Source organism: Shouchella xiaoxiensis (assembly GCF_016907895.1).
Lineage (GTDB): Bacteria > Bacillota > Bacilli > Bacillales > Bacillaceae_D > Shouchella > Shouchella xiaoxiensis.
This window is the reverse complement of the sequence record NZ_JAFBCV010000004.1, coordinates 226600-248886: the sequence shown is the minus strand read 5'-3', so window position 1 is coordinate 248886 and position 22287 is coordinate 226600. Positions and strand designations below refer to the sequence as shown.

The 22287-nt window shown below is 40.3% G+C and carries 21 protein-coding genes, 2 tRNA genes and 1 other annotated feature; of the genes, 3 read left to right on the top strand and 20 right to left on the bottom strand.

The window, feature by feature from the left end; all coding sequences use genetic code 11:
- Nucleotides 1-139: 139 nt before the first annotated feature.
- The 11 genes from clpX to ilvD form a co-directional block, all read right to left on the bottom strand.
- Nucleotides 140-1411, bottom strand: coding sequence for an ATP-dependent protease ATP-binding subunit ClpX (clpX, locus tag JOC54_RS08795; protein ID WP_204465757.1), 1272 nt, complete (start codon nucleotides 1409-1411; stop codon nucleotides 140-142).
- Between the two features lie 348 nt (nucleotides 1412-1759).
- The gene (tig, locus tag JOC54_RS08790; RefSeq protein ID WP_035419734.1) at nucleotides 1760-3061 is read right to left on the bottom strand and encodes a trigger factor; all 1302 of its coding nucleotides are present in this window, start codon (nucleotides 3059-3061) and stop codon (nucleotides 1760-1762) included.
- 109 nt (nucleotides 3062-3170) lie between these two features.
- A complete protein-coding gene (locus tag JOC54_RS08785; protein ID WP_204465755.1) occupies nucleotides 3171-4226 on the bottom strand; it encodes a hypothetical protein in 1056 nt (351 codons plus the stop codon).
- Nucleotides 4227-4360: 134 nt separating this feature from the next.
- The gene (gene leuD / locus JOC54_RS08780; protein WP_204465753.1) at nucleotides 4361-4954 is read right to left on the bottom strand and encodes a 3-isopropylmalate dehydratase small subunit; all 594 of its coding nucleotides are present in this window, start codon (nucleotides 4952-4954) and stop codon (nucleotides 4361-4363) included.
- Nucleotides 4932-6362 (bottom strand): 3-isopropylmalate dehydratase large subunit, encoded by a 1431-nt coding sequence (gene leuC / locus JOC54_RS08775; protein WP_204465750.1) that lies wholly within the window; start codon nucleotides 6360-6362, stop codon nucleotides 4932-4934. Before leuC ends, leuD begins: the two co-directional genes overlap by 23 nt.
- Nucleotides 6363-6377: 15 nt before the next feature.
- On the bottom strand, nucleotides 6378-7466 hold the full coding sequence (gene leuB, locus JOC54_RS08770) for a 3-isopropylmalate dehydrogenase (RefSeq protein ID WP_204465748.1): 1089 nt from the start codon (nucleotides 7464-7466) through the stop codon (nucleotides 6378-6380).
- 11 nt (nucleotides 7467-7477) lie between these two features.
- On the bottom strand, nucleotides 7478-9019 hold the full coding sequence (locus JOC54_RS08765) for a 2-isopropylmalate synthase (RefSeq protein WP_204465746.1): 1542 nt from the start codon (nucleotides 9017-9019) through the stop codon (nucleotides 7478-7480).
- Nucleotides 9006-10031, bottom strand: coding sequence for a ketol-acid reductoisomerase (gene ilvC / locus JOC54_RS08760; protein ID WP_035419742.1), 1026 nt, complete (start codon nucleotides 10029-10031; stop codon nucleotides 9006-9008). Before ilvC ends, JOC54_RS08765 begins: the two co-directional genes overlap by 14 nt.
- 23 nt (nucleotides 10032-10054) lie before the next feature.
- Nucleotides 10055-10570 carry an acetolactate synthase small subunit gene (gene ilvN, locus JOC54_RS08755; RefSeq protein ID WP_035419744.1) on the bottom strand — a complete coding sequence of 172 codons (516 nt, stop codon included), beginning with the start codon at nucleotides 10568-10570 and terminating at the stop codon, nucleotides 10055-10057.
- Complete coding sequence (ilvB, locus tag JOC54_RS08750; RefSeq protein ID WP_204465744.1) at nucleotides 10567-12297, bottom strand: biosynthetic-type acetolactate synthase large subunit; 1731 nt, start codon at nucleotides 12295-12297, stop codon at nucleotides 10567-10569. Before ilvB ends, ilvN begins: the two co-directional genes overlap by 4 nt.
- Before the next feature lie 69 nt (nucleotides 12298-12366).
- Nucleotides 12367-12605, bottom strand: a binding site (T-box leader).
- A 2-nt stretch (nucleotides 12606-12607) separates the two neighbouring features.
- Nucleotides 12608-14272, bottom strand: coding sequence for a dihydroxy-acid dehydratase (gene ilvD, locus JOC54_RS08745; protein WP_035419746.1), 1665 nt, complete (start codon nucleotides 14270-14272; stop codon nucleotides 12608-12610).
- Nucleotides 14273-14557: 285 nt separating this feature from the next.
- On the opposite strand from ilvD, the gene JOC54_RS08740 reads away from it, so the two are divergent.
- From JOC54_RS08740 to JOC54_RS08730, 3 genes are all read left to right on the top strand, one after another.
- Entirely contained in the window at nucleotides 14558-14971 is a 414-nt protein-coding gene (locus JOC54_RS08740; RefSeq protein ID WP_204465743.1) for a hypothetical protein, read from the top strand.
- A gap of 88 nt (nucleotides 14972-15059) precedes the next feature.
- A complete protein-coding gene (locus JOC54_RS23165) occupies nucleotides 15060-15614 on the top strand; it encodes a CatB-related O-acetyltransferase (RefSeq protein WP_367617779.1) in 555 nt (184 codons plus the stop codon).
- A complete protein-coding gene (locus JOC54_RS08730) occupies nucleotides 15614-16273 on the top strand; it encodes a glycosyltransferase family protein (RefSeq protein WP_204465741.1) in 660 nt (219 codons plus the stop codon). Before JOC54_RS23165 ends, JOC54_RS08730 begins: the two co-directional genes overlap by 1 nt.
- Nucleotides 16274-16312: 39 nt before the next feature.
- Here JOC54_RS08730 and JOC54_RS08725 read toward each other — a convergent pair.
- The 9 genes from JOC54_RS08725 to racE form a co-directional block, all read right to left on the bottom strand.
- Nucleotides 16313-16386 (bottom strand) — tRNA-Arg (locus JOC54_RS08725).
- 6 nt (nucleotides 16387-16392) lie between these two features.
- A tRNA-Gly gene (locus tag JOC54_RS08720) sits at nucleotides 16393-16466 on the bottom strand.
- Nucleotides 16467-16745: 279 nt separating this feature from the next.
- On the bottom strand, nucleotides 16746-17255 hold the full coding sequence (locus JOC54_RS08715; RefSeq protein WP_054793203.1) for a metallophosphoesterase family protein: 510 nt from the start codon (nucleotides 17253-17255) through the stop codon (nucleotides 16746-16748).
- Between the two features lies 1 nt (nucleotide 17256).
- On the bottom strand, nucleotides 17257-17847 hold the full coding sequence (locus JOC54_RS08710) for an XTP/dITP diphosphatase (RefSeq protein WP_035419755.1): 591 nt from the start codon (nucleotides 17845-17847) through the stop codon (nucleotides 17257-17259).
- Nucleotides 17847-18587 carry a ribonuclease PH gene (rph, locus tag JOC54_RS08705; protein WP_204465740.1) on the bottom strand — a complete coding sequence of 247 codons (741 nt, stop codon included), beginning with the start codon at nucleotides 18585-18587 and terminating at the stop codon, nucleotides 17847-17849. The genes JOC54_RS08710 and rph overlap by 1 nt, the downstream gene beginning before the upstream one ends.
- Nucleotides 18588-18688: 101 nt before the next feature.
- Nucleotides 18689-19792, bottom strand: coding sequence for a GerMN domain-containing protein (locus JOC54_RS08700; protein ID WP_204465739.1), 1104 nt, complete (start codon nucleotides 19790-19792; stop codon nucleotides 18689-18691).
- A gap of 113 nt (nucleotides 19793-19905) precedes the next feature.
- On the bottom strand, nucleotides 19906-20874 hold the full coding sequence (trhO, locus tag JOC54_RS08695; RefSeq protein ID WP_204465732.1) for an oxygen-dependent tRNA uridine(34) hydroxylase TrhO: 969 nt from the start codon (nucleotides 20872-20874) through the stop codon (nucleotides 19906-19908).
- 169 nt (nucleotides 20875-21043) lie between these two features.
- Complete coding sequence (gene fdxA, locus JOC54_RS08690) at nucleotides 21044-21283, bottom strand: 4Fe-4S ferredoxin (RefSeq protein ID WP_035419759.1); 240 nt, start codon at nucleotides 21281-21283, stop codon at nucleotides 21044-21046.
- 121 nt (nucleotides 21284-21404) lie between these two features.
- Nucleotides 21405-22235, bottom strand: a complete 831-nt coding sequence (gene racE, locus JOC54_RS08685) for a glutamate racemase (RefSeq protein ID WP_204465728.1) — start codon at nucleotides 22233-22235, stop codon at nucleotides 21405-21407.
- Nucleotides 22236-22287: the final 52 nt, after the last annotated feature.

The window sequence follows — 22287 nt, the reverse complement described above, 5'->3', positions numbered from 1 at the left end:
TGATGTATGATGCTGTTAGTATTTCCTTCAGCTTACTCATTAGTCTTAATCTTAGAAGCTCATTATTTCCAATTCTGAACAGCTTGCTACACAGCAAAAAAACCCCCTTTTAGCCTAAGCTAAAAGGGGGTCAATCCATTTACGCACTTTCTTTTGGTTTATCAAGAGAAAGTTCAGTTCCATCAGCAGATTTAATAATCGGTGCAGCATTTTCAGTAATACAGCCTTCATGGATGATACATTTAACGGCGTCTTCGCGTGATGGCAAGTCAAACATTACATCTAACATAATGCCCTCAATAATGGAACGAAGACCTCTTGCTCCTGTTTTTCGCTCAATCGCTTTTTTAGCAATTTCTTTTAACGCTTCATCTGTAAACTCTAACTCAACTTCATCAAGCTCAAGCAATTTTTGATATTGCTTAACAAGAGCATTTTTTGGCTTTGTTAAAATTTCAACTAGCGCGTCCGTATCGAGTGGCGTCAAACTTGAGATGATTGGTAATCGACCAATAAACTCAGGAATTAAGCCAAAGCGAAGCAAGTCTTCAGGCAACACTTTTGATAAATATTCGCCAGGCTTTAACTCATCTTGACTTCCTTCGTTTGAACCAAATCCGATGACTTTTTTACCTAAACGACTTTTAATGATTTGTTCAATTCCATCAAATGCGCCACCGCAAATAAAGAGAACATTTGTTGTATCAATTTGGATGAATTCTTGATGAGGATGCTTTCTACCACCTTGTGGCGGCACACTCGCTGTAGTCCCTTCAAGGATTTTCAGCAAAGCTTGCTGAACACCCTCACCCGATACATCGCGAGTGATTGATGGATTTTCCGACTTTCGAGCAACCTTGTCGATCTCATCGATATAAATAATTCCTTTTTCTGCTTTCTCGACATCATAATCAGCTGCTTGAATGAGTTTAAGCAAAATGTTTTCAACATCTTCCCCTACATAACCAGCCTCAGTTAAAGATGTCGCGTCGGCTATTGCGAAAGGTACGTTTAGAATACGTGCTAACGTTTGTGCAAGTAACGTTTTACCACTACCAGTCGGACCAATCATTGTAATGTTACTTTTAGAAAGCTCTACATCTTCAGAGCGAGCCATTGAGTTAATTCGCTTGTAATGATTGTAAACCGCGACAGCTAATGATTTCTTTGCATCACGTTGGCCAATCACATAGTCATCAAGAATTCCACAGATTTCACTTGGCTTAGGAATTTCTTCAAGCTCAACTTCCTCGTCTGTTCCTAGCTCTTCTTCAACAATCTCGGTACAGAGTTCGATACACTCATCACATATATACACGCCAGGGCCAGCTACTAATTTTCTAACTTGGTCCTGGGTTTTCCCACAGAAAGAACATTTTAATTGTCCTTTTTCCTCATTAAATTTAAACATGACCTCACCCCTTACAGGATATTCTCTTTTTTTAGCTCAAGTAGATACCAACTTGTGATAATAACTAACGTCAAATCATTTTAGCATAGACCGAATCAACACTCTAGAAATTTGCACCATTATGTATGAACTCTTATTGCCGTAAAAGAAAGCTTATAAACGTTTCTTTATATTATTGTACTTATGCCTCTTGTACAATTCAAGTAATTGCGCTGAAATCCTCCTTTTTCATTACAGTACCATTTTGTTCAGAAACAGAAGCGATCATACTTACCTTATGAAGATCTTACAAAAACATGCCTGTTAATAAAAAGAAAAAGTACGGGTTTAAACCCGTACCAATTCTACTTATTCAGCAACTGCCTCTTTACTATTTTCAACTAGAACATCGATTGCTTTACGCATTTTCAAGTCGCCTCTTACGTTCTCTAGGCCACCTTGAGCTGAAAGCAACGCTTTGATTTCATCAGCTGAACGTTGATACATATCAGCCATTTTTTGTACTTCTTCATCGATTTCCTCGTCTGAAACTTGAACATCTTCCTTCTCAGAAATCGCTTCTAGCGTAAGATTCACACGAACGCGCTTGCTTGCATCTTCTTTAAACTGTTCACGCATGTCATCTTCTGTCTGCCCAGAGAATTGGAAGTACATCTCCAAGTTCATTCCTTGAGACTGAAGACGCTGACCAAACTCCTGTAACATGCGATCTGTTTCAGTCGTAACCATTGCGTCAGGTACATTGATTTCAGCTTGATCTGCCGCTTTTTCTAGTAATGCATCGCGAACAGCATTTTCTGAGTCCATTTTACTCTGTTCTTCGAGCGTCTTACGTAGCTCAGCTTTTAGTTCGTCCATTGACTCCACTTGATCATTTGCATCTTTTGCAAACTCATCATCAAGTTCAGGAAGTTCTTTGCGCTTAATATCATGGATTTTCACTTTAAAAGTAGCAGGTTGTCCAGCAAGATCTTCTGCATGATATTCTTCTGGGAACGTAATTTCTACATCTTTTTCTTCACCTGATTTTAAACCAACTAACTGCTCTTCAAAACCTGGAATGAATGAGTTTGAACCGATCTCAAGTGAATAGTTTTCAGCCGTTCCACCTTCAAACGCTTCACCGTTAGCGTAACCAGCGAAATCAATAACAGCTGTATCCCCATCTTGAATTTCGCCTTCTTCAACTACAACGAGTTCAGCATGACGTTCTTGAAGTTTTTTAACTTCTTCTTCAACATCTTCATCTGTTACTTCTGTAGAAGGTACCTCAACTTCAAGGCCTTTATAGTCTCCCAATTTCACTTCTGGTTTGACTGTAACGGTTGCTTTAAAAATAAGAACTTCATTTTTTCCAATTGTTTCTACGTCAATTTCTGGACGATCGACCGGAAAAATACCAGATTCTTCAACCGCTTGTGCATATGCATCTGGTAATAAGATATCAATAGCATCTTGATAAAGAGACTCAACACCAAACTGTTTTTCAAATAAACCTCTTGGCATTTTCCCTTTACGGAATCCAGGTACATTCACTTTCTGAACAACTTTTTTGAAAGCTTTATCTAAAGCATCATTGACTTTATCAGCTTCAACTTCAATCGTTAAGACGCCTGTATTTTCTTCTGTTTTTTCCCATTTTGCAGACATAATTATTCCCTCCAACTAATCAATTCTAGACTACTTTATCACGTTTTTGACAACCATTCCATTATAACATAAAGGTTGTATCTTTCAATCGAAACAAATTTCTTATCTTTTATGTATGAAACCACTGATTATTTTCCTGTGACTCAAGTAAAATATCTTGCTCTAACGCTTCAATCTCATCCGAGGCAGCAAGCACTTCAAATCGTTCACAGCCGTAGCAGCTAACCATATTGGCTTCATCAGAATCTAAACCTAGCTGTTCCGCTGCAACAAGGTGAAACGCACATGCCCATGCTTTTGCGTTCATTGAATCGGGTAAAAAGGGGTATGTCATTAAAAGATATGTATGGTGCAGTTGCTTGGCCATTTGCAATAGCGTTGGATCATCTTGTTCTAACTGATTTTCCAATGCTTGTCTAATTTCTCGGTCTAATTGTCGCTCACCTGGCTCTTCAAGAGATGTTGGGACAAGCGTCAATGTGTCGTCTCCACGATTAAACGTTAGCTGTTCCTCATCATGCCATTCTTTTAATAAACGCAATCCAAACGTTCGCATTAAGGGATTAACGTATTCATCTTGAACTAGGTTACGAACTTCTTTTAATAAACCATGCACGTTTAATTCTTTTACCGTCTGTAAAGCTTTCCACTTTGCCGGCTCATTTGTCGCCTGCAGACCTGCTCTCAGCTCAAGAATTGTCTCTTGTTTATGATCTTGATCAAGCAAGTTTTGATTATACGCTTTTGAATCACTCATTTGTCTACTAAAATGAAGCAACTCATAAAATGTTTCTGCATCTTTTGAGGGTAATCGATTTTCACTTAAAACGGTTTCCAATAAATAAACGACTTCTTCATACCTTGAAAGCTGAACGAGCAACGATACATGAACTTGTAATATTTCATAATAATCGCCAATACCTTCATTTAATAATGCCTTTGTCAGATCAACCGCTTCACCTTGCCGATTTAATTCAATTAAACTTAATACATTTCCAAACCGAGCTTGAGGATGGTTTGGTTCATAGGAAACAGCATCTTTAAAAAGGTGCAAGGCTTTTTCAGCATTTTTCTCCTTTAGCTCCGTCATTCCTTCTTCAACTAAACGTTTTACAAGCCCAGGGAATAGAATGACTTTATTATTTTGATTGATGTTATCCGACATATCTATCGCCTGCTTTCTCTATTCCCTAAATGTATCATTGCTTACCAAGACTATTCAACTTGTTTCATTTGTTCTATTCGCTATTCCTTCCCTAATCCCTTTTAACTCAAACCTAATAAAAACTCCCTAGCAAACTAGAGAGTCTTTCCTTGTTGCATTTCTTCATAATCACGAATTTGCTCTTCATACTTTAATGTTAAACTTATTTCATCCCAACCATTCACAAGCATATCTCTCCAATAGGAGTCAATATGGAATGACGTTTCCATTCCTTTACAAGATATTTTCTGATTAAGTAAATCTACTGTCACATCTCTTGTTCCTTCATTAACTAAGCGCATCCATTCATTTGTCTCATCAGCAGAAATGACAATTGGCAACAAGCCATTTTTCACGCAGTTGTTATAAAAAATATCTGCAAAACTTGGCGCAATGATAACTTTAATACCATAATCATATAGCGCCCAAGGGGCGTGTTCTCTGGAAGAACCACAGCCAAAATTTGTATGACTAAATAAAATGCTTGCTCCCTCAGCCTCAGGTTGATTCAACTCAAACGTTGGATTCTCTTCACCATTAGTTAAAAATCGCCAATCGTAAAAAAGGAATTGCCCAAACCCTGTTCGCTCAACTCTTTTTAAAAACTGTTTTGGAATGATTTGGTCTGTATCTACATTAACTCGGTCAAGTACAACAGCTTTTCCCCTATGAACGCGAATTGGTTGCATAATTACCCGCTCCTTTCAACTGACGAACATCAACAAATCGACCTGCAATTGCTGCGGCAGCTGCCATCGCCGGACTTACCAGATGTGTTCGCGAACCTTTTCCTTGCCGACCTTCAAAATTGCGGTTTGATGTAGATGCGCATCTTTCTCCTTCTGGGACAATGTCCGGATTCATGCTTAGACACATGCTACAACCAGAGCTGCGCCACTCAAATCCTGCCTCAATAAAAAGCCGATCTAACCCCTCGTCCTCAGCTTTTTTCTTAATTCGTTCGGATCCCGGCACAACAAGTGCTCTCACACCTGCCTTTACTTTTTTCCCTTGAATCACTTCAGCAGCAGCTTTTAAATCACTAAAACGTGCGTTTGTACATGAACCGATAAATACATGTTGAATGGGAATGGCGTCGAGTTTTGTACCTGGTACAAGCTCCATATACTCAAGCGCTTGGGTAATTGCCCGTCGTTCAGATTCTGACTTTGCTTCAGCTGGATCCGGTACTTCTTTAGATATAGGAAGGCCCTGCCCAGGATTTGTTCCCCATGTAACCATCGGCTCAATATCAGAGGCATCTATCTCGATCGATTTGTCATATGAGGCTCCCGCGTCTGTCGCTAATGTTTTCCACGCTTTTACTTTTTCAGTAAATACTTTCCCTTTTGGTGCTTTGCTTCTGCCTTGTAAATAATCAAAGGTGACTTGATCAGGGCTAATAATGCCTGCCTTAGCCCCCGCTTCAATGGACATATTGCAAATCGTCATTCGTTCTTCCATCGTCATCCCGCGAATCGCTTCACCAGTAAATTCAATGATCGAGCCGGTTCCAACATCTACACCAAACTTTGAGATAATCGCAAGAATGACGTCCTTTGCGGTAATCCCTAAGCCTAGCTGCCCTGTTACTTTCACTTCTAGCGTTTTTGGCTTACTTTGCCATAGGGTCTGCGTTGCAAATACATGTTCAACTTCACTTGTACCAATTCCAAATGCAATTGCACCAAAGGCACCATGAGTCGATGTATGACTGTCTCCACAGACAATAATATGCCCTGGCTGTGTTAATCCTAGCTCTGGACCGATAATATGAACAATCCCATTTTCTGGATGTTCCAAATCCACAATTTCAATTCCAAATTCATGACAATTACTTGCTAATGTGTCCATTTGCGTCTGTGCAATTTGGTCCTGTACTTGAAATCGATGCTTTGTAGGAACGTTGTGATCCATTGTTGCAAATGTTTTATCTGGCCTGCGGACGGTTCGATTTGCTAACCTTAACCCTTCAAAAGCCTGTGGGGATGTAACTTCGTGTATCATATGCAAATCAACATAAAGTAAATTAGGTTTTGCATTCTCTTCCACAATGACGTGATTTGCCCAGATTTTTTCAATGATCGTTTGCTTCATGACGACCATCCTTTCCTATGATAAGTACGCTTTTTTTTGAATAGATTGAATGACTGCGTCAGTCATCTCGATTGTTGTAATACCCTTCTTTGAATCAGAAGCTAAATCATTTGTGCGGTAGCCATTTATTAACGCCGTTTCTATCGCTGTTTCGATTGTCCGCGCCTCCTCAATCAAGCCAAAACTATGTTCAAGCAACATCGCTGCAGAAGCAATTGCTGCAAGAGGATTAGCCGTGTTTGTTCCAGCAATATCAGGCGCTGAACCGTGGACTGGTTCATATAATCCTAATCCACGATCATTTAAGCTGGCGGAAGGAAGTAATCCGATTGAACCAGAAATCATCGAGGCCTCATCACTTAAAATATCGCCAAACAAATTCTCCGTCACAACAACATCGAACTGTTTCGGCTCACGAATTAACTGCATGGCCGCATTATCAACGAGCATATGATCTAAAAGAACGTCAGGGTACTCTTTTCCAACTTCTATCGCTGTCTCACGCCATAAGCGACTCGATTCTAGAACGTTTGCTTTATCGACAGACAGAACCCGACCTTGTCGTTTTCTTGCTGCCTCAAACGCCGTATGAACGATACGCTTTATCTCTGATTTTTTGTAGACCAATGTATCAACAACACCATCTTCACCATCAACGGTTCTTCTTTCACTCGGCTGACCAAAGTACAGGCCACCCGTCAATTCTCTGACAATCAGTAAATCCACACCCTCAAGTACTTCAGGCTTAAGTGCAGATTCATTTATTAATGGCTTCATGACTCGAACAGGTCGTAAATTAGCAAACAAATTTAACTCCTTTCGAATCCCAAGTAAACCTTTCTCTGGCCTAATAGAGGAATCAATTGAATCCCATTTAGGTCCACCTACCGCACCTAATAAAATAGCGTCGCTCGTTAAACACGCTTCAATTGTTTCTGGAGGAAGCGGTTGACCAGTGGCATCAATTGCCGCACCTCCAATTAAAGCTTCTTTAAAACAGAATTGATGTTCGTAAGCTTGAGCAACACTTTCTAAAACACGCCTCGCTTCTCTAATAATTTCTGGTCCAATTCCATCACCTGGTAAAAGAACAATTTGTTTCATTACTTAACCTCCTAGCCTACTTTCGTTTTTTCGCCAGCTTGATGTTTTCTTCGTGCAATCATTCGATTAACTGCGTGGATATATGCTTTTGCCGATGCTTCTAGCACATCATGAGCAACTCCTCTACCTAACTGTTCAATGCCCTCATGCTGTAATTTTACGTGAACCTCTGCCAGTGCATCTTCTCCACCGTTAATGGATTGGATTTTGTAATCCGTTAATGCATAATGCTGACCTGTCATTTTAGCCAGTGTATTATAAATGGCTTCTACGCTCCCAGAACCAGTCCCCGCTTCGATTAGTTCTTCACCTTCCTGCAAGCTTAAGGTAATCGTTGCTGTTGGCATTTGATTGGTACCGTAACTAACTTGAAGAGCATCAACTTCATAAGTGGTTTTAGACCGGTCATCTGTTGCATCAGTCATCAAGGCATAGAGGTCATCTTCAGTCACTTCTTTTTTCTTGTCAGCTAGATCTTTAAATGCTGTGAAAATATGCTGTAACACCTCTTCAGATCCGTTAAATCCAAGTTCACTAAGCTTCTCTTTAAAGGCATGTCTTCCAGAATGTTTTCCTAAAGGAGCTGAGGATGTCGCACCTACCAATTCTGGAGTAATAATTTCATAGGTTTCTTTGTGTTTTAACATCCCGTCTTGATGAATACCAGATTCATGCGCAAATGCGTTTGCTCCAACAACAGCTTTGTTTCCCGGAACGTTCATCGAGCTTAATCTGCTGACAAGTGCACTCGTTCGCTTTAGTTCTTTTAAATGTATACCGGAACTCGCCTGATAGTAATCAGAACGAATATGCAATGCAACAGCGATTTCTTCCAATGACGCATTTCCCGCTCTCTCGCCAATCCCATTTACTGTGCATTCTACTTGTGTTGCTCCAGCTTGAATTGCAGCTAAGGAGTTTGCTACGCCCATGCCTAAATCGTCGTGATTATGAGTTGAGAGGATGGCTTTGTCTATCTGAGATACATTGTGGCCAATATAGTCAAATAATTTAGAAATTTCACTTGGCATCGTGTACCCCACTGTATCAGGTAGGTTTATAACGGTCGCACCCGCATCAATGACAGCATCAATGACTTTAACAAGAAAGGGCCAGTCAGACCTGCTTGCATCTTCGGCTGAAAATTGTACGTGCGGAAACTTTTGCGCTGCTAACTTTACGCTGTGAACCGCTTGTTCAATTACTTGATCAGGTGTAAGTTTCAATTTATATTTCATATGAATAGGTGACGTAGCAATAAAGACATGTATTCTTGGCTCTGCACTTTGCTTTAACGCTTCCCAAGCTGATTGAATATCGCTCTCTTTTGCTCGTGCCAATCCAGTAATTGACGAGTCTTTAATTGAATTTGCAATTGTTTTTACTGACTGAAAATCCCCTGGGGAGGAGGCCGGGAAACCGGCCTCGATTACATCTACCTTTAGACGCTCTAGCTGCAAAGCAATTTCAAGTTTTTCCTGACTGTTTAAATTAACACCAGGTGTTTGTTCTCCATCACGCAATGTCGTATCAAAGATCTTAACTTTTCGCACTTGTAACGACTCCTTTCTGTTTAGCGGCTTTAACAAATGGCATCATTTCTCTTAATTCACGTCCTACCTTCTCCAATGGATGATTTTTCTCCGCTTCGTTAATAGCATTAAATTCAGGACGATTTAACTGATTTTCAAGTATCCATCCCTTAGCAAACGTTCCTTTTTGAATATCCGTCAAAATGGCTCTCATTTCAGCTTTTGTTTGATCCGTTACAATTCTCGAACCTGCTTGAAAGTCGCCCCACTGAGCCGTATCAGAGATCGAGTAACGCATATACTCAAGACCACCTTCATACATCAAATCAACGATAAGCTTCAGTTCATGTAAACACTCGAAGTATGCAACTTCTGGTTGATACCCGGCATCTACAAGCGTTTCAAATCCAGCTTTTACAAGAGCTGATGTACCTCCACACAAGACCGCTTGTTCTCCGAATAAATCTGTTTCTGTTTCCTCTTTAAACGTTGTCTCAAGGACGCCTGCTCGAGCTGCACCAATTTCTTTCGCATAGGCAAGCGCATAATCTTTGGCCTCACCTGTCGCATCTTGATAAACAGCAATCAATGCTGGCACTCCTGCTCCCTCTGTATACGTACGGCGCACAAGATGACCCGGCCCTTTTGGAGCTACTAAAAATACATCAACATGACTTGGTGGAACGATCTGATTAAAATGAATATTAAAACCGTGGGCAAAAACAAGTGATTTCCCCGCTGATAATTCAGGTTCAATGGCTTCTTTGTATACTTTTGGCTGATGCTCATCAGGTAACAGAATCATAATTATTTCTGCCTTTGCTGCTGCATCTTGGACCGTTTCTACTTGAAACCCATCTTCCTTCGCCTTTTCCCAAGAAGACCCAGCTCGTAAACCTACAACAACGTCTACTCCAGATTCCCGTAGATTCTGCGCGTGTGCATGTCCTTGAGAACCATAGCCAATGATTGCTACCGTCTTCCCTTTTAAAACATTCTCATTTACATCTCCGTTATAATAAACTTTAGCCATATTCATTCTCTCCTTTTTTATGTTTAATAGATTAATGTTAACCTTGAATGTTCTGTTGCTTTTTCACTGCGGTTAATTGCGGTTACTCCTGTACGAGCCACTTCCTGAATGCCGTAGGGTCGAACCAGCTCAATAAAAGCTTCAACTTTGTCTGTATGTCCAGTCACTTGAAGGGTCATTGAGTCCTTCCCGATATCAATTGCTTGCGCTCTAAACGTCTCTGCTAAAGATGCAATTTCCCCACGCTGTTCAGCCTGAGCACTTATCCGAACAAGTACCAGCTCTCTTGCCACCGTTGCTTCTTCTGTAATATCCTTTATTTTCAGTACTTCTATTTGTTTATGAAGCTGTTTAATCACCTGCTCAACATTTTGCATTGAATCGACAATAACGACAAAGGTCATTCGCGATATTGTTGGGTTTTCCGTTACACCAACCGTTATGCTATCAATATTGTACTGTCTTCGTGCGAATAACCCTGTTATTCGATTTAAAACGCCCGAACGATTATGCACTAAAACCGTTATAGTCCGTTTCAACTAGGTTCCACTCCTTCCATACAGTGATGACCTTGACCTGGGCAAATCATTGGATAAACATTTTCTTCTTTTGCAACGCATACTTCAAGTAAAACCGGTCCCTGATGATTAAGAGTCTCCCCTATCGCTTCATCTAGCTTAGAAATTTGTTCTACCTTTATAGCTTTAATTTCATAGGCTTCCGCTAACTTACTAAAATCAGGCTGTAGTGGAAACAGAGAGTGAGAATAGCGCTCTCCATGAAAGAGTTGCTGCCATTGTCGAACCATGCCCAATGACGCATTGTTGACAATGACAATTTTTACTGGTAGCTGTAGCTCTTGCAAGATTGACATTTCTTGCATCGTCATTTGAAACCCTGCGTCTCCAGTAATTGCCAAAACAGGTAAATCCGGATTAGCTAATTGTGCGCCAATTGCTGCTGGAAATCCAAAACCCATTGTTCCTAAACCACCTGAAGTCACCCATCGATCTGGCTTATTAAAAGCAAAGAATTGAGCTGCCCACATCTGATGTTGACCGACATCTGTTGTAACAATAGCTTCTCCACCAGTATGTTCATATAACTTTTTAATTAGCTCTTGTGGCTTGATGACCTCTTCTTCACGTCTAAACCATAGCGGAAAATCTTTTTTCCACTTTTGCGTTTGCTCTCGCCATTCATCATGTAACTTTGTAGCCTGCCCTCCTTTTAAAAGTAACGTTAATGCTGCTTTTGCATCGCCGACTACCGGAATGTCAACAGCGATGTTTTTACCAATTTCAGCGGGGTCGATATCAATATGAACAATTGTTGCATCTGGCGCAAAATGTTCTAACACTCCGGTTAATCGATCATCAAAACGAGAACCGATATTAATCAATAAATCCGTTTCATGCAGCGCCATGTTTGCAGCGTATGTTCCGTGCATCCCCGCCATCCCTAAATGAAACTGGTTATTTCCCGGGCAAGAACCTAAACCTAATAAAGTGTTTACGACTGGCAGCTTCACTTGTTCAATAAATTGAGTCAGCTCTTCACTCGCATTAGCATGTAAAACACCTGCACCAGCGAGAACAACTGGCTTTTTTGCTTCTGAAAGTTTTTCCAGAACCTTTCGAATTTGTTGTTTATTCGGTTTTAATGTCGGTTGATAACCCGGCAAATGCAGTGGCTCATCATATCGAAAAACCGTCTTTTGCTGTGAGACATCTTTAGGTAAATCAATCAAGACTGGCCCTTTACGTCCACTTGTTGCAATATGGAAGGCTTCCTTAACTGTTTGCGCAATATCATCTACGGATCGAATTTGAAAATTGTGCTTTGTGATTGGCATGGTAATCCCAAGAATGTCCGCCTCTTGAAAAGCATCGGTACCAATCACTTTTGTGCCAACTTGACCTGTAATAATAACCATTGGCAGAGAGTCCATCATTGCATCGGCAATTCCAGTTACCACATTCGTTGCCCCTGGCCCTGACGTCACAATACAGACACCAGGTTTCCTCGTTACTCTGGCATAACCCTCAGCAGCGTGAATTGCGCCTTGTTCATGCCTTGCTAAAATGTGATTAATTCCTAGCTTATAAATTTCATCGTAAGTCGGTAAAATTGCACCTCCCGGATAGCCAAAAATAACATCAACTTCCTCCTTTGCTAGTGCCTTTAACAACACTTCTGAACCAGTAAATAAAGTTTGCTCTTGCTGAACGAGTGTTTTCTCCGGTTTTTCTGTTGAGTGAATCATCCTGTTAATAACTCCCTCCATTTATTTTCCAACGAAAAAAGACTTTCCTATCCCCATGCTTCTCCAAAAGCAAGGGGCGAGAAAGTCTTCACGCGGTACCACCCTTTTCACTAACAAAACACGTTAGCCTCTAAGCGAACTATTGCTCGCTAGTTTTGATAACGGATGCGGTTAACATCCGGTGCTCCTACTATTTTTCAGAGCCACACTCCAAGGTGAGTTTCGTTGAATACTTATTACCGTTTTGCAGCGAACAACGGCTCTCTGAAAATAAGTATTAAACTACTTTTCCTTTTCAACGCTTTTTCTATTAAATTTTCATAACACCACCTGTGTTAGCAGAAGTAACGAGTTTTGAGTAACGCGCAAGATAGCCTTTCTTCACTTTAGGTTCCGGTTCTTGCCAACCTTCACTCCGTTTTGCAAACTCCTCTTCACTAACAAGCCACTCAATTGAACGATCTGTTAGATTGATAGAAATTAAATCCCCGTTTTGAACAAATGCGATTGGTCCACCTTCAGCTGCTTCAGGCGATACATGCCCAATTGAAATGCCTCTTGATGCACCTGAGAAACGCCCATCTGTAAGCAAAGCGACTTTTGTTCCTAAGCCTCTTCCTTGAATAGCAGAAGTCGGCGCTAACATCTCTGGCATTCCCGGCCCGCCTTTTGGTCCTTCATAGCGAATGACAACAACTTGACCGGCTTGCACTGTACCTTTATTGATCTCTTCTTGAGCTTCTTCTTGGGAGTTAAACACAATCGCTTCTCCAGTAAATTGCGTAATCGAAGGGTCAACTGCACCAACCTTAATGACTGCTCCATCTGGAGCTAGATTTCCATATAAGATCGACAAGCCACCTACTGGACTATAAGCGGTTTCTCGAGTCCTGATCACATCATCATTTAAAATCTCCGCATGAGCCACATTTTCATAAAGCGACTTTCCGGTAATCGTAATCCGATCCCCTTTAACGGCACCCATTTCAATAAGTTCCTTCATAATGGCAGCAACGCCACCAGCTTTATGAACATCATCCATCGAATAATCTGATGCCGGGCTTATCTTGCATAAATAAGGAACTCTCTCAGCTACTTCATTAATTCGCCTTAAATCATATTCAACTTCAGCTTCGTTCGCAATTGCCAATGTATGAAGAACCGTATTTGTTGAACCGCCCATCGCCATATCCAAAGCAAAAGCGTCATCAATTGTTTCTTCCGTTACTATGTCACGCGGTCGAATATCATTTTCAATTAAGTGCATTAAATGCTTTGCCGCATCCTTTATCAATTCATGTCTACCAGTTGAAGTGGCTACCAACGTTCCATTTCCAGGAAGCGCAAGTCCTAACATTTCCATCAACGAGTTCATTGAATTTGCTGTAAACATTCCTGAGCAAGAACCACATGTAGGACAAGCCTGTTGTTCTATTTCCAACAATTCTTCTCGTGTGAGCTTTCCTGACGTAAATGCGCCTACTCCTTCAAAGACCGATACAAGCGATAAGCTTTGACCATCCTTTGTTCTACCGGCTTCCATCGGACCACCTGAAACAAATACAGATGGGACATTCGTTCTGACCGATGCCATCAGCATGCCAGGCGTAATTTTATCACAATTGGGGATGTAAAAAACACCATCAAACCAATGGGCATTAATAACTGTTTCCGCAGCATCGCAGATAATCTCCCTGCTCGGCAAAGAGTATCGCATCCCAATGTGACCCATGGCTATCCCATCGTCAACACCTATCGTATTAAACTCAAACGGGATACCGCCTGCTTCAATGATCGCTTGTTTAGCCACTTCTGCAAATTTATTTAGATGCATGTGACCTGGAATAATATCAATATACGAGTTACAAACCCCAATAAACGGTTTATCCATATCTTCTTCTTTAACGCCTGCTGCTCTTAAAAGGCTACGATGAGGTGCTCGATCAATGCCTTTTTTTATCATATTGCTTCTCATCGAATCGCTCCCCGTACTAACATTTCAAATGATCCCTTTACTACACAAAAGGATTAAAGGTTATTCCACTCCAGAAATACAACTGTTTTTGTTTAATTATTATTGCAACTTACTATACGCCTGTTCAAGAAGTTGGTCAACACCTTTTTAGATAATAAATTTTGTCGTATTTTCCTGTATCCGCTTTCATCTTTAAACTAGCAACCTTTTGCTTTTTAAAAGTTTTTTTAGAATTCAGCTATATTATTTGAAAAATCGGGGATAGTAAGATCAGGTGGTGTTCACATGCAAAAGAAAAAGCTCAATTGGAAATCTCAACTTCATCCTCTCAAATTTTTTTCCCGCTTCTTTCATTCTCCGAAGCGTGCATCTCTCGTTGTTGTAACCAATCATTGGGAACTATGTAAACAGGAAAACGAGCGTCTGTTGTGCCGATATTTGAGAGAAAGAGGATTATACGCCTCACCTGATTATGTTATTGATCATGTCTCAATCGATGTCGCTTTAGTCCCTTATCGAATTGCTTTAATGCGGAAACAAGAACCTGCAAACGAGCGAAAAATAGCACGATTTCTACAACGAAAAGGCTGGACCGTTTATTTTTATTCTGACAATCACATTCGCCAAGAAATGGATCAGTTATTTTATGCGATAGAAATGAGTATTCATCCGTTTAAAAACGCCTCGTTAACGAACTAACAAGGCGTTTTTAGTGATGTATTCCGTTTTCATAATCTGTTACCCTGCTGCATATCTTTTAACGACGTTAGAAGAAGGAGGGCACTTTGTGCTTTTTTTAAACCAACACACTAACCTTCAATCTTATGATATAGGTGATTACTCTTACGGCTCCCCAATTGACATACTTGATTTAGTAGACGACGTCACCTTAAAAATTGGGAAGTACTGCTCTATTGCAGCAGGAGTTCGCATTTTACTCGGAGCTGACCACAGAACCGATTGGGTAACAACGTATCCATTTAACATTCTCTATTCTGATATAGTAAAAAACACTGGTCATCCAGCAAGTAAAGGCAATATTATCATTGGCAATGATGTATGGATTGCAAGTGGAGCTGTCTTATTATCAGGAGTGACCATAGGAGATGGTGCCGTTATTGGAGCAAACGCGGTAGTCACTAAAGATGTCGAACCTTACTCCATTGTAGCGGGTAACCCTGCTACGTTTATTAAAAAACGATTTAGCGATCAAGTAATCGCTTCGCTACTGACAATAAAATGGTGGTGCTGGTCAGATGATGAGGTGCGCCAAGCAGTACCTCACTTGCTTTCTAACGACATACTTGGTTTTATCCAGTATGCCGAAAGAAGAGGTGGATAATGGAGACAATCAGCTTTATTTCATGCGTTTCAGACGAAGGATTATACAAGCAGTGCTTAGCCCATATTCATCAGTTGATTGTACCGCAAGAAACGAGGATTGAAACGATCCCTATTCGTGGTGCAAAATCAATGACAGAAGGCTATAATCAAGGCAAGAAAAAAAGCAATGGTCGCTTTAAAGTCTATCTGCATCAGGATGCATTTATTATTAACCCCACTTTTTTATTTGATCTACTTTATTTATTTGAGACTAATCCCCGGCTCGGGCTATTTGGTGTCATTGGCTCCATTAAGCTTCCGTCGCATGGCATGTGGTGGAATACGCCTATAACAAATAAAGTTGGCAAAATCATCGAAGCAAGAGAAACCTTTAGCCAAACAAGCTGCACAGAAGCTACCTATATGTATGAGAAAGCAGAAGCTGTTGACGGTCTGCTCCTAGCAACACAATACGACATCGATTGGCTTGAACGTTTTAATGGCTGGCATTTTTATGACGTTAGTCAATGTTTATTATTCCAACAACACGGCTATGATGTTGGTGTTGCTCATCAAGTCTGCCCTTGGGTCATTCATTATTGTAAAAAATCAACGATGGCTAACTATTATGAAGCGTTACCTGATTTTCAAGCTTGGAGAGAAGAACAGAATTGTTAACAACAAAAAAACCTTTATTTTCATAAAGGTTTTTTTCTACGTCCCAGGAGAGATTCGAACTCCCGACCGACGGCTTAGAAGGCCGTTGCTCTATCCTGCTGAGCTACTGGGACAGATTATGGAGCGGGTGATGAGAATCGAACTCACATCATCAGCTTGGAAGGCTGAGGTTTTACCACTAAACTACACCCGCATTTTGTTTTACTTGTTTCTATAACTAGTTAACGCACAAACATGTCTCTTCCTCTTCTAGCTTCTTAAGGAAGTATACTCGTCGAGACAACTCGTTGTTCTCTCAGAGATGCACCGCTCGTGGCTGAGGTTTTACCACTAAACTACACCCGCAAGGATTCACTATTTTATGTATAAGTAGCGTCACAACAACTTATTGCGACGCTTATAAATATACATCATTCCTATAGAATTGTCAACCATATTTCTTTCATTTTAATTGCTATTTGAAAACAATCTTTTACAAATGAAAGTAATTACTTAGTTCAGGTATGCGCTTACCAGCTAGTGAGAAATAGGTCACATCGACACGATTGGTTTTATGTTCAATTACGCAATAAGATCCGTCAAAATTTCCTTTAGGCAACCTAACGCTACCTGGGTTTATGCAAAGTATGCCGTCTATCATTTCAGCTTTTGCAATATGCGTATGTCCATAAACAACCGTTGAAACCCCTTTTTGTTTTGCTTTTATTACTAGTGATTTTAAGGATTGTTTCACACCTTCAAGGTGGCCATGTGTGACAAGAATCCTTTCGTTCTTCCAATTTAGCTCAATTTCATTTGGAAAAGAAGTGAGGTAGTCACAGTTTCCTGCTACTACTTGTACACCTTCTAACTCAGGAGCATCTTGGTCTAATTCCGAGTCCCCAGCATGCACAATTGTATCAACAGATTGACGATGGCGCTCGATGATTGGCTTTAATTCCTCTTTCCATCCGTGACTGTCGCTCAATACTAAAATAGTCATTTCAGCCTCCAAGTAAATAGTTTTTCACCTGTCTTATTGCATCTGCACGATGGCTTATTTTGTTTTTTAACTCAGATGTTAGCTCAGCCATTGTTTGCCCATATGCTGGTACAAGAAAGATTGGATCATAACCAAACCCATTTGTGCCTCTCGCTTCAGTTGCAATAATTCCTTCTACTTGTCCTTCAAAAAAAAGCGTCTCTTTACCTGGTTCGGCAATGGCCATCATACAAGTGAATCGCGCAATCCTATTTTCCTCAGGGACCTCGGCTAATTTTGAAAGTACCTTAGCCATATTATCCGCATCGCTTTTATGCGTGCCTGCATAGCGTGCCGAAAAAACGCCTGGTTCTCCATTTAAAGCATCAATCGATAGGCCTGAATCATCTGCTAACACGTTTTGATTTAAATAAGCTGCTAGCGTTTCCGCTTTTTTCGCAGCGTTTGCTTTAAATGTATCGCCATCTTCGATAATCTCCGGTACTTCAGGATAATCAAGTAATGATTTTACCTCATACATACCCGCAAACAATGTTTTAAATTCCTTTATTTTTCCTTTATTAGAGGTTGCAATAACCAATTCCTTCCTCATTAGCCGTAGCTCCTTTCAATCCAGCCATTCGCTTCACCGAGATGAGCTTTTTGATAGTGGATTAGCTCTCTAATCCCATTTTCCGCTAGATCAAGTAAATCATTCATTTCCGTACGAGAAAATACTGCTTCTTCTCCACTTCCTTGAATTTCAACATAACGCCCGTTTCCTGTTTGAACAACATTCATGTCTACATCAACGTCTGAGTCTTCTTTATAATCTAGATCACATATGGGACCACCATCAGGATGAAGCCCAACAGATACAGCTGCAAGATAATCAGTGATTGGCCATTCTACATAACTCTTCTCTTTTGTTAATGCCAAAACCATAGCTGTGTAAGCACCAGTAATTGCTGCTGCCCTTGTTCCTCCATCTGCTTGAATCACATCACAATCAATCCAGATCGTTCGTTCACCAAGCTTTTCTAGATCAATAACAGCTCGAAGCGCACGACCAATTAAACGTTGTATCTCCATTGTACGTCCAGTGACTTTCCCTTTTGTTGCCTCACGAATCGTACGCTGTTCCGTCGCTCTCGGTAACATTGAGTACTCTGCTGTGAGCCAACCTTTTTTTTGTCCTCTTAAAAAAGGCGGAACTTTATTTTCTATTGAAGCAGTACAAATAACTTTTGTTTCACCTACCGTTATTAACACCGAACCTTCCGCATGCTTTGTAAAATGCGGGACAATCTCAATATGCCTTAATTCGTGTTTTGCTCTTCCATCTTTCCTCATAACACTCTCCTCCTCTTCAGACCGAGAAGCCTAAAAATAATCGACATTAAGTATACCATAATAAAAAGAGGACCTGCAGTACGCAAGTCCTCTCCCCATTCTTATAGTGGTTGAGCATTTATAATTGCTGGGCGGACAACGGTTTCAATTACGTTTCCATTCTCCGAATAAATAGTGTCTTCTCCATTGACTTGAATGGAGACTTCTTCCACACCTTCTTGTTCTGTTAATGTTAATGCAATGGTATCTAAAATACTTTGCGCAATAACCGCGTTTTCTCCAGCAATCGTTTGAATGGCTTCGTTAAAATTCAATACAACTTTCCCGTCATCAAGCGTCGGTTCTTCTAATAACTCCATTTCTGTCGTCATTTGTGTTAGTAGATTCGACATTGGAAAATTAGGACCTTCAGTCAATTCTTCAATAGCGGTCGCTAATTCACTCTCGACATTCTCTACTCGTCTTGTTACTGGAACATAGTAGGCTTGATTCTCATGTGAACTTAAAAAATAGAGTGTAACATCTTGACTATTCGTCATATCAATAACATCGCCAGAGTCTAAATTAATTCCATCAGCTCGTGTTAAATTCCCGACAATCGACGTTTCACTCATTGGCATTTCCTCTAATTCAATTCCATTTATCTGAATCTTGACTTCATCAACCTCTTCAAATTGGGTTAACGTCCATGTAATGGACTCAAAAATTTGTTTCTCATCATCCGGATTATAATCATTGAATTCACCAGAGAAATTGGCAATTGCAATTTTGTCTTCTTTTAAATGGTTCACATCTACAGTGGTTCCTGCAGGTATGACACCGCGAAAACCGTTCGGTAAAACATCTTGTAACGGGCCATCAACAACAAGGTATTCAAGTGACTGCTTCATTAGACTTTCTGTTTTAGGTAAAGTGACTGTTTGCGGCACAACCATCCCATTTGCATCAATTAAATACAATTCACGCATATTCTGCGATTCTGTTCCTGTATCTGGCGTTGCCTCATTTTCGCTACTTTCCTCATCCTCATCTTGATTCAATTCTTCATTTGCTTCATCACCTTCATTTTCCTCTAGATCATTGCTTGAATAAGTAATTGGTGGATTGTCTAGCGTAACTGCTGGTTCTTCTGGTCCTTGCGAACAACCTACAGTTAGTGTTAGTACAACGATAAAAGGCACGCTAATTCCGACTAGTTTACGCATTGCTTTCCCTCCCAGAATGGTTGTACTTCTATGTATACGAGCATATTCTTGAATTAGACCAGCTTGTTCATAAAATAAAAAAAACACCTTATTAATAAGGTGTTTTCATCAATTTATGAACGCACTGGGAGGTTTTCTCCAATTACTTCAAGTCTTTCCTGATGCTGTTCTGGAGATAACTGTTGTTCCTTTATATAAAGGTTACGTGGGTGTACTCGACACTCTGGTGTACAGCCACGAACATATTTATGCTCATTTTCTTCAGATGCAAGAATTTGCTTGTTACATTCTGGGTTTGCGCAATTTACATAGCGTTCACATGGCGTTCCATCAAAGTAATCTTTCCCGACAATCGATGGATTAACGTGATTAATAGGTACAGTTAATCGTTCGTCAAAAACATAACATTGTCCATCCCAGAGGTCCCCTTGTACCTCTTGGTCTTTTCCATAAGAGACGATTCCTCCATGGAGCTGTGATACGTCTTCAAACCCTTCTTGCTTTAACCAGCCAGAAAACTTCTCGCAGCGAATTCCTCCGGTACAGTACGTTAATATTTTCTTGTTTTCAAATTGCTCTTTATTGTCTCTAATCCATTCAGGTAAATCACGAAACGTTTTTATATCTGGACGAACAGCTCCTCTAAAGTGACCGACATCGTATTCATAATCATTACGCGCATCAATTACAACCGTATCTTCCTGTTGCATCGCTTCTTTCCACTCAACTGGAGAAAGGTATTTACCTGTTAGTTGACGAGGATCAATGTCTTCTTCGTTTAAACGTAATGTAACAAGCTCAGCTCGAGGACGTACATGCATTTTTTTAAAAACATGTCCAGATTCCACGTCTTCTTTAAAAACAATCCCTTCAAATAAAGGATCGCTTTCCATTGCTAATTTATATTGATCTGTATCCTTTTTCAGGCCTGAAACTGTGCCGTTAATCCCTTCATTCGCAACAAGTATTCTTCCCTTAAGATCATTTTGCTTACAAAAAGCTAAATGGTCTTGAGCGAATTGCTCTGGATCCTCAATTGTTGTGTAATGGTAATACAATAGTACGCGAAAGTCGTTTTCCATGTGCTCACCTATCTCCTTATATTTGCAAGATACAATGTGTAGGTGTCTTACCTATTCAATGACATCTGTGCTTCATTTCGTTCCACTACACTATTATACAAAAACACATTTAAAAGTCTAGCTTTCCAAAAGAAAAAGAGTCCAATTCATCAATTGGACTCTTTTTTTCTTACTCGATTCCGAAGAAGTCTTCCGCTTTTTTGAGAAATTTTTGATCCTCTGGCGCCATTTCATATTCTTCCACGATTGCATCTACTGGACAAACGCCTTGACAAGCGCCACAGTCAATACAAATATCTGGATTAATATAGTACTGATCTTCTCCTTCTTCAATACAATCAACTGGGCATACATCAACACATTCGCCCGCTTTTTCTCCGATACACGGACTTAAAATAACAAAAGCCATTTCCTTGACACTCCTTTTTATTTAAGACTACCGGAAAACCAATAGTCACGATATCTTAAGTATACATCTAGCATACACGGCTTACTCAAAAACATAAAGCATTTCACTCAAAAAAATTGATTTACCATTTTAGACCTACCCGATTCGCCAATCCTCTTTTGAGAGAAATCGTATCCACATTCTGCGCATTGATCGTTAGCCACCGTTCCGCAAACTCCCGAAAAGGCTCCGCCTCCCCAGTTGTATAAAAACGATGAATAGGTGGGCACGCTGCTGTACGGTTTAAGTTATGGTAATGCAGTAAACTACTTACTTCTCGTGCGGTTTCTTCACCTGAAGAAATGACATGAACATGATTTGGCATTGCTTTTTCAATCACAGGTTTTAACAATGGGTAATGTGTACATCCTAATATCAGTGTGTCAAATAAGGAATCAGCTAGAGGTTCCAATGAAGTAGCAACAATTTGTTCTGCCTCTTGCCCATTCAGAATTCCTTGTTCAACTAAAGGCACGAATAAAGGACAAGCTAAACTTTCAACTTGAACATCTTCACTAATTGCAGTTAATGCAGAAGTATACGCATGACTCGATATGGTGCCTGTAGTCCCTATAACCGCGATGTGCTGATTTTTCGTTGTTTGCATTGCTCTCACTGCCCCTGGCTGAATGACCCCGATTACGGGGATTTCCAAAGCGATCCGAGCTTCTTCAAGCACGACAGCCGTTGCCGTATTACAGGCAATGACAATCATTTTAACTTGTTTATTTAACAGTTCATAAATCATTTCCCATGTAAATTGTCTAACCTCTTCTGTTGATCTTGGACCATATGGGCACCGGGCTGAGTCACCGATGTACACGATTTTCTCTTTAGGTAGCTGGCGCATAATTTCTTTTGCTACCGTCAGTCCTCCAAAACCAGAATCGATTACTCCAATCGGTCTATCCATTCATTTCTACTCTCCTTTAGAACAATAAAGCTTTCTCTGTTCTAAGTCACCA